The organism is Deltaproteobacteria bacterium, assembly GCA_016931625.1.
GTDB lineage: Bacteria > Myxococcota > XYA12-FULL-58-9 > XYA12-FULL-58-9 > JAFGEK01 > JAFGEK01.
On the sequence record JAFGEK010000105.1, the window covers coordinates 1 to 8,319 of the forward strand.

Consider the following 8,319-nt stretch of genomic DNA (forward strand, 5'->3'; position numbering starts at 1 on the left):
ACGTAGTAAATCTTTAATAAAAGCTGAGACACCCAAAGTACCTTGTTCATCAAGTACTCTAATAGTTTCAGAGCCAATAACCGCAATATCTACTTTGTTATGTAAATATTTTAGATCATCACGTTTACGCACGCCAAAACCAACTGCCAATGGTATATTAGTCGCAGCGCGACAACGTTTGAAATATTCTTCAAGTTCAAAAGCAAATAGAGTTTCAGCACCAGTAACACCCTTGCGAGCGATACAATATATAAAACCACTAGCGTTTGATGCGATTTCGTTTAAACGTTGCTTTGTAGTATTGGGTGAGAAAAGAAAAATTGGTTCGAGATTTTTGGTACGCATTGCGGATAAATATTCACGACCTTCTTCGTGGGGTAAATCTGGTATGATAGCGCCACGGATATTTGCCTGACACATTTCATTAGTAAAGCGGGCAATTCCGCGCGTAAAAGCGATATTATAGTAACTCATAAAAACAAATGGAATATGATGACGCGCAGTTACTTTATGAGCAAAGGCCAAACAATCATCTACGGTAGTGTGGTTAGCTAAGGCATGTTGATTGGCTCGCAATATTACGGGACCATCAGCAATAGGTTCAGAAAACGGAATTTGTAGTTCCATTAAATCGACACCAGCCTCAACCATTGCATCAACAATTTTTAATGAGGCATCAAGGCTGGGATAACCAATTATAATATGGGTCATTAGCAACAAACGGCGATTTTGTAGGCGCTCACGGATATATGTTTCTAACATGTTAATTCTCAACATTAATTTGGTTTAAGAATTGGCTTTATCACGAATGAATTCTTTCCAGGCCGGATCGTTAAAGGCTTGTGCAATAGTGAAAATATCTTTATCACCACGCCCGGATTGGTTGATAAGAATAATATCTTGTGAAGTTAAAGATGGCGCTTCTTTAAATGCCTGTACAAAGGCATGAGTTGATTCAAGTGCTGGAATCAAACCTTCTTTACGAGTAGTTAATTGCAAGGCTTCGATAACTTCAGTATCTAACGCCGCTTCAAAACGTACCCTACCAATATCACGATAATGAGATAATAGTGGCGAGACACCAGTATAGTCTAGACCAGCAGCAACACTATGAGTGTGTAGCATTTGGCCGTCGCTATTTTGCAAGAAGTAACTACGATATCCTTGAGCGACACCAAGTTTACCATCACTTGAGGCTAAACGTGCGGCATGCTCACCAGAAGGTATACCTTTGCCACCAGCTTCAACGCCAATAAGTTCGACCTCTTTATCTTTAAGAAAGCCACTGAATATACCTAAGGCATTTGAGCCACCCCCTACGCAGGCATAGATACGGGTTGGTAGTTTACCGGTTTCATCAATTATTTGTTGCCGCGCTTCTTTACCTATGATCGATTGAAAATAAGTAACCATGGTTGGGAAAGGATGCGGACCACAAGCAGTGCCAAGCACATAATGAGTAGTATCCATATTGGCAATCCAATCACGAAACGCAGCATTTATGGCGTCTTTTAAGGTGCGTGAGCCGTCTTTTACCGAGATAACATTTGCACCTAAGCGTTCCATCCAAAATACATTGGGTCGTTGTCTCTCAACATCAACCTCACCCATATAGACAGTGCAATCAAAACCAAATTTAGCCGCCATAGTGGCAGTAGCGACGCCATGTTGTCCGGCGCCAGTTTCAGCAATAACGCGAGTTTTACCCATGCGTTTAACTAACAAACCTTGTCCCATAACATTGTTAGCTTTATGAGCTCCGGTATGGTTGAGATCTTCACGTTTTATATAGATGCGTGCGCCACCAAAATGACAGGTTAGGTTTTCAGCAAAGGTAATAGGAGTTGGCCGACATGAATATGTCTGCATTAATTTTTCAAATTGTGGCCAGAAAATAGGATCATTACGAGCTCCAAGAAAAGCTTCTTCAAGTTCGTCAAAAGTAACAGTTAAAATTTCGGGGACATAAGCGCCACCGAATTGACCAAAGTAGCCACGGTCTTTCATGATGTTTTATCTCGCGTTAAAGTCGTAGCACTCAAACTAGCAGTTGTATTGAGAGTTTGGGTTAGTGCCACTCTAAAAGTTACAACCAGCATACGTGCATAAAATGCATTAAGGGCGTTACCAAAATCTAAAGTGCGTTCAACTAGTAATACACTAGCATCAGCATCGATTTCTAAAATTTCAGCTTCAAGTGCAGTAGCACTGTGCGCGCGCAGGGTTTGATGACCACTAGTAGGGCGACGATGATAGTGATGTTCGACCAGTGCTGAAAGTGGTTCATGACTTAGCGGCAACTTTTCAAATTCTGGAAAAGTTGATTGTTGCAGCGCCATTTGTTCGAGTAAGACCGGTTTGTTATCAAGACTACCGACACGAGTGAAAACATAACCGCTTTGGCTAGCAAGCGGACCAGTCTCAGATGGTAAATGGTTAAGTAAACGTGGAGGTGAAATGATAGTGGTAATTAATTCAAGACCAGCGCCATGAAAGGCTGCTGCTGTGCCCCCTAAGGTGAAGAGATCAACAGGTTCATGTGAGGCTACAACAAAAGTGCCAGCGCCACGGCGCCGTTCAAGCAAACCGCGACGTACCAAACAATCAGTAGCTTGACGTACGGTTGGACGACCAATACCAAAGGTTTTAGCGAGTTCAGGCTCAGAGGGAATACGCCCATCTACTGGCAATTCGCCAGAGCGGATCTGTCGGCTTAATTCATCAGCAAGTTGGCGATATAAAGGAGTAGGTGACTGATGGTTTAACATGATTGTGACAATAACAGGCACTTGTTAAGTTGTCAAGACAACTTAACAATATAATCTTTTATTTAATTAAAAAGAGAGATAATAAATGGTTAAAAAGAGATAAAAAATAATTTTTAATCATCCCATAAAATCGCGAAAATTATCAATGGCACGTGGCGATAAGGTAAAGTTTTTTTGTTTTTCTTCACCTAAAGTTCGTTGTGGTACTGGACCATAGTCATGGCCGGGCATAACGATGAGTTCATCAGGCAAAGATGCGATGATGCTGGTAAGAGAGTGATACATAGCACGAGAGTCAGAGCCTGGTAGATCAGTACGCCCACAACCTTCAATAAAAAGGGTATCGCCCGTAAATAAATACTTATCCGCGACCAAGCAAATACCGTCGAAAGAATGACCAGGAGTATGTAAACAGCGAATTGGTAAGTTGCCCAACATTAGAATTTCTTCATGCTTAAGTTTTATATCGGGATTTGTAGGTGCATCTTGGTGAGCGACTAATTTAGCGCCTATTGAGCGTAAATATTGATTACCACCAATATGGTCGAAATGTGCATGGGTGTTAATGACATAGCGAAGGTTTAAATGGTATTTTTGCAGCTCAGCTTCGAGGCGATCTAACTCAGCAGTTGGGTCAATAACTACGCCACTACCACCTTCTTGATCACCAATAATATAAGCAAAATTGCGCATAGGACCGACTTCAAGTTGAGATACTAACATTTATACTCCGTGTTTTAAGATAAATTTTTTAATGGATGTCGTCTTGCAGCACAATAAGCTGCAGCAGCAAATCCAATGACTAAACCAAAGGCAATATAACCTGTAATTGCTAACCAATCTTCGATAGATGTTGGGGATATGAGCGACTGCCAAAGCTTAGATTTTGCAAGCGGAATATTATCATGAAGAGCTTTTAAAATTTTAAGTACTAACGAAAAACTAGCCGCAAAAACAATACCAGCAAAACAACCTAATAGACCACGTATAAATAACGCTAAGTGCGATAAGGGTGGTAATGTGTTAGAATTGCTATCTATATTAAATATAATTTCCCTGGCGCCCAACGGTGCAAAACGCCGTAGCATTATTAGCCCTGGGGCTGCGCAAAAAACGGTAAAGATAAAAAATTCGCGCCAGCCAATAGCGTCAACTACAAAACCAGCAATCGGGCCAACTACGGTGCGGCCAATAGCAAAAATGCTGCTAAGCAGGGCAAATTGAGTAGCGGAAAATCTTTTATCAGTAAGACGCAGTAATAAGACATCGAGGGCTCCGGTAGCTAAACCCACAGTTGTTGATTCGATTGCCATGGCAGTGTACATGATTGGACGACTAATACCGATGCTAGCAACAACAGCATAACCAAGACCTGATAAGGCTTGCATAAAGCCAAAAATCCATAATGAGCGACCCAGGCCAATACTTATGGTGAGTGCACCTCCTAAAAAGGTGCCAAACATGATGCCACCAAGGCTTATAGTGCCACTGGCAATACCGACATCTATATTATTGTAGCCTTTTTCTATTAAAAACGGGCGAATGAGGGCCATAGCCAAATTATCTGCAAGTTTATAAAGCAATATAAAACCAGCAATTTGCAAAGCTGATGATTTAGAAAAAAAGCCAACAAAGGGCTCCCATATTGCAGCGCGTAAACTGCGAGGTGGTAGTTGAGCATTTTCGGGTTCAGGCGCAAATATAGTTACTGGCAGAAGCAAGAAAAAAATTAGTGCTTGGCATAAAAGCGTAACTTGCCAGCCAAGATAAGGCCAAAGGGTGATTGAAATATTACCGGCTAACCACATGCCAATACGATAAAGTGCAGTGCGTGAGCCGGCTGCGAGACCTTGTTCGTCAGGGCGAAGTGACTCAACAGCATAGGCATCAATAGCGATATCTTGTGATGCTGAAGCAAAGGCGATTAACAAGGTTAATGCTGCGATAGCAGCTACCTGCGGATTTACTGCATAAGAGGCAAGAATACCTACTAGAAGCGCAAGCAGTAGCTGCCAAAAGAAAATCCAACCACGCTTATGTCCAAAAATTGGCAGACTAAAACGATCTAGTATAGGTGCCCAGACAAACTTAAAAGCATAGGGTGCCTGCGCCAAAGTAACTAACCCGATGGTTTTAATATCGATGCCAGCTGTTGCTAGCCATGCTGGTACACAAACAAGCACCAAACCAAGGGGGGCACCTGATGAAAGTGAAAGCAGGGTTACTGCGCCAAAACGCCAACTTTTTGCTGCATTAGCTATGCTGTCGATCGTGTTTGTACGATTTTTGGCCATTGGCACCCAATACATGGGCTTGTAGGTATTGGGCCAGAAAATAATAACTTGTTTTTTTATTTGAACAATGCGACGTCAAAGAGCGTCAAAGTGACATAAATATTGGTATTGGTGTTACATAAGTGTTATCGAAAGCTAAATAAATGAGCATGCAACAACAAACAACAGTTTGCCCAAATATAAATATCGATAGTGATATCGATGATGTGACTTTTAGCTCTTCCCAACCTAGCGCTAGCATTTTTAAAATTGAAATTGCTCGATTAGCTCGATCGCAACTAAGTTCTCTGATTGCCACAGGTGTTGATTTTGCTATTGTAGCATTATTACTATCGCTACGGGTGCATTATCTGATTGCAGCTGTTTTAGGTGTATTAATCGGTGCAGGTATTGATTTTTCAATTAAAAAATGGTGGGCATTTGCTGCTCGTGGCGGCATGTTGCATCGGCAAATGCTGCGTTACGCAATGGTAAGCGCTACCTCGGCAGGGTTAAATGCGTTAATTGCATATATCTTAGTTGATGGTTTGCAAATGCAAGAATTTACAGGTGTAGCAATTGCAGCTGCAATTGTAGGCATTGCATGGAATTACCCAATGCAACGTTTTCATGTTTTTGCTGGCGCGTTTAAGACTGTAGCAGCCAAGTAACGCTATGTTAACCGGGTCTGGTATTGGTTAATAGATAGTCGGTGTTATTTAGGTGTTGTTTTTATTATTAATTAGTTAGGATATATGGGGATGAAAACTATTTTATTGCTGAGTTTATTAATCACCACCACGGCACAAGCTGAACGGATCAAAATTGCCGTGCTACCTACGCAATATGATAAAATCAGTGCGAAATTAATTCCAAAAATTTTCGATGAAAGCGTACTCGCAGGTGTGCAAAATGTCAGCAATTTTCAAGTCATTGGTCAAGATGATATTGCGGCAATGGTTGGTTTTGAAAAACAAAAAGACATCATAAGCCGCAGTGAAGTTAGTTGTTTAGCCAATATTGGTGGGGCGTTGGGTGTAGATCGTGTAGTCTCGGTTAAAATCGCTCGTGTAGATGAGGATTGGCTGGTTACTACTAAGCTTATTAATATTAAAAATGTTACTGTAGAATCCCGTACTAATGACCTAATTAGCGGTGATACAAAAGAATTGATTACTGCTATCAATCCAATTTTGGCCAAGTTATTTGTTAGCTTATCTAGCTTTAGCCCAACTACAACATCGTCATCTTCATCAATAAGTACTACCAACCAGACTTCAGCTAAATCCAACAAATTGGTGAAACGCTTTGTTATTACTGATTTTGAACAACCCGAGAATAGACCGCAATTACAATTTTATAAAGACCCAACCGCTTCTACCAGAGGTATAATTTACACCCAACAGTTAGCGCATAATGGCAAATGGTCTCTAAAAATAGAAAGCGAAATATCAGATTATTTATCTGTCGCTTATAACCTATCTCCAGCAAAAGCTAATTGGTCAGATATGACCACTTTCGCCCTATGGGCCAACTCTAAAACCTCTTATCCCTATTTTGGCGTTGAACTCGAAGACGCACAGGGAGAACATTTTACCGCTTTAGCTAAGTCACCATTTAAGAAATGGGAGCGAGTCACTATTGCTCTTAGTAATTTTTCACCTCGTAAAGATTATCAACCACCAGAATCTAAACAAAATGGTAAAATTGATTACCCGATAAAAAATCTTATTTTCCTTTTCAATAACTATTATTTGACCGAACAAAATTATAAAACAAATGATTTGAGCTATCGGTATTATTTTACACTTAATATAGATGATATTGAGATTACCAACGAATAAATAGCGAGCGGTGTGAACTTAAACCAGAACTAATAAAACTGGGCATATTAAAGATGTCGGCATTTTTTACTTGGGGCTCAAGCTCTATAACTTGGGGGCATTATAGGGGTAGTTGTTTAGCGAAAAAATGGAAAAAAGGTATCTACAAGAATCGATAGAAGGTAAAAAAGTAATATTGAAAAAATATGAGATTGGTCTTGCCCAGAAGATGTTTGAATTTATCTGTAAAGATAGAGAAAGACTTAGCCGTTATCTTCCTTGGGCACCTCATATTAAATCAGTTGATGATGAGATAAAATTTATTGAGGAATCATTAGCGGCTTGGAAACAATATTTAAGTGCCAATTACTCGATTTTCAGTAAATTTGATATGGAATATCTTGGCAATGTTAGCGCTTTTAATTTCGATTGGACTAATGAAAGTTGTGAAATCGGCTATTGGATACTCGGTGATTATGAAGGAAAAGGCTTCATTAGAGATGCCGTTGATATGCTTGAGAACGAACTTTTACTAGTAGGCTTCAACAGAATCGTCATAATGTGTGAGAAAGAAAATCAAAGATCAGGTTGCATACCTAAGTCTTTAGGGTACGTACTTGAAGGAGAATTGCGAGAGTTAAAGAAGTACCATGATAAATTTGTAACGCTCGAAGTTTATTCAAAACTGAGAAGAGATAATCAATTTTAGGTAGTCCTGTAAGTTTAATTTATTCGAGGCGATGTTAAGTAGGGGAAATTCGCGAAGTGCCCGTTTGCCGAGCATCGACTGGCATTTATGGCGTGGATAGCTGCGCCGTAGTGTGCATGATGAAAATAAAATTTAAGATGAGAATGATAATAGAAGAAAAAACAGTATTTACAAAAATACTAAGTATGACTATCATTTAATTCCTTGCTGGCGCCAGCGCTAACGATCGCCACAAAAAAAAGTACTTCTTACACGCTGGCGCAAATCGATGAGGTTTGAAGTAGGAGTGTATTTTAGCAGGAGACGCTAAAACCATCGAAATAACAATGAGTTAATGTCGTTTGGCACCGTGTGCTGTGGCACCGTGTGCTGTGACTTGATGAGCCAGTGTTTGTTAACACGCGGCATACTAGCATTAAAGAATCATCGTTTTATCGTTTGTTTCATCGTATGTTAGCTGAAGCTGAGTTATCAGGTAGAGGAGTTAGGCCACATACTTTACGCCATACCTTTGGCTCAATGCTGTGTGAGCGTGGGGTACCAGTACCGTATGTAAAAGAATTGCTGGGTCATGAAGATATTGGTTCAACTATGATTTATGTGCATTCAACACCAGCGGCGCTACGGGACGCGGTGCGCAAGTTAGCCGAGTGAATACTTAAAGCGCGCCAGATCACGGGTCGCGGTAGGGACGGCCCTTGCGGACCGCCCCCCGCACGGATCCCAGCGGGCGCTGCTAACGCACT

9 protein-coding genes are annotated in these 8,319 nt (G+C 40.8%); 4 read left to right on the forward strand and 5 right to left on the reverse strand.

Going from position 1 to position 8,319, the window contains the following annotated elements:
• The 5 genes from JW841_09525 to JW841_09545 all read right to left on the reverse strand — a co-directional run.
• Window positions 1-762 (reverse strand): tryptophan synthase subunit alpha (locus JW841_09525; GenBank protein MBN1961175.1); only part of this gene is annotated, 762 nt, incomplete at its 3' end.
• A gap of 24 nt (window positions 763-786) precedes the next feature.
• Window positions 787-2,007: a tryptophan synthase subunit beta gene (gene trpB / locus JW841_09530; GenBank protein MBN1961176.1), complete on the reverse strand. Its 1,221-nt coding sequence runs from the start codon at window positions 2,005-2,007 to the stop codon at window positions 787-789.
• Window positions 2,004-2,768, reverse strand: coding sequence for a GntR family transcriptional regulator (locus JW841_09535; protein ID MBN1961177.1), 765 nt, complete (start codon window positions 2,766-2,768; stop codon window positions 2,004-2,006). Before JW841_09535 ends, trpB begins: the two co-directional genes overlap by 4 nt.
• A 117-nt stretch (window positions 2,769-2,885) precedes the next feature.
• Window positions 2,886-3,491 carry an MBL fold metallo-hydrolase gene (locus JW841_09540; protein MBN1961178.1) on the reverse strand — a complete coding sequence of 202 codons (606 nt, stop codon included), beginning with the start codon at window positions 3,489-3,491 and terminating at the stop codon, window positions 2,886-2,888.
• A gap of 14 nt (window positions 3,492-3,505) precedes the next feature.
• The gene (locus JW841_09545; protein ID MBN1961179.1) at window positions 3,506-5,062 is read right to left on the reverse strand and encodes an MFS transporter; all 1,557 of its coding nucleotides are present in this window, start codon (window positions 5,060-5,062) and stop codon (window positions 3,506-3,508) included.
• A gap of 143 nt (window positions 5,063-5,205) precedes the next feature.
• On the opposite strand from JW841_09545, the gene JW841_09550 reads away from it, so the two are divergent.
• The 4 genes from JW841_09550 to JW841_09565 all read left to right on the forward strand — a co-directional run bounded on the left by JW841_09550 (window position 5,206) and on the right by JW841_09565 (window position 8,227).
• On the forward strand, window positions 5,206-5,712 hold the full coding sequence (locus JW841_09550; protein MBN1961180.1) for a GtrA family protein: 507 nt from the start codon (window positions 5,206-5,208) through the stop codon (window positions 5,710-5,712).
• Between the two features lie 90 nt (window positions 5,713-5,802).
• Window positions 5,803-6,885, forward strand: a complete 1,083-nt coding sequence (locus JW841_09555; GenBank protein MBN1961181.1) for a hypothetical protein — start codon at window positions 5,803-5,805, stop codon at window positions 6,883-6,885.
• Window positions 6,886-6,997: 112 nt separating this feature from the next.
• Window positions 6,998-7,573: a GNAT family N-acetyltransferase gene (locus JW841_09560; GenBank protein ID MBN1961182.1), complete on the forward strand. Its 576-nt coding sequence runs from the start codon at window positions 6,998-7,000 to the stop codon at window positions 7,571-7,573.
• Window positions 7,574-7,960: 387 nt separating this feature from the next.
• Window positions 7,961-8,227: a tyrosine-type recombinase/integrase gene (locus JW841_09565; GenBank protein MBN1961183.1), complete on the forward strand. Its 267-nt coding sequence runs from the start codon at window positions 7,961-7,963 to the stop codon at window positions 8,225-8,227.
• Window positions 8,228-8,319 lie beyond the last annotated feature (92 nt).